At 73.8% G+C, this 302-nt stretch carries 1 protein-coding gene; it reads left to right on the top strand.

Annotated elements, in window-relative coordinates; translation table 11 throughout:
* Positions 1 to 63: 63 nt before the first annotated feature.
* Positions 64 to 302 (top strand): hypothetical protein (locus ACNQ0T_RS23780; protein WP_417930453.1); only part of this gene is annotated, 239 nt, incomplete at its 3' end.

Raw genomic sequence — 302 nt, forward strand, 5'->3', positions numbered from 1 at the left:
GGGCAAAAGTGTATGGACGATTTGGGCGCCCGGCACAGGGCCCCGTTTGGATAATCCCCGTCCATGCATCTGTTGATCCCCCATGCCAGCGCGCTGGACGAGGCCGCGCGCCATGCGCTCTCCGGCCTGTCCCTTCCCCGGCTTGCCGCGCAGCTGGCCCGGCTCAGCCCGGCCGAGACCTGGGGCAGCGACGCCCACTCACCGCAGCCGCCGCACCATTTCGCGCTTGCCACGCTGCGCGGCGAGGCCGCCCCGGCGGCGGCGGCCTGGGCCGTGGAGGCCGGGCCGGAACTCGCCTGGGC

It is taken from the genome of Enterobacter cloacae complex sp.6700776 (assembly GCF_048284255.1).
In the GTDB taxonomy this organism is placed as follows: Bacteria; Pseudomonadota; Gammaproteobacteria; order Enterobacterales; family Enterobacteriaceae; genus Enterobacter; species Enterobacter intestinihominis.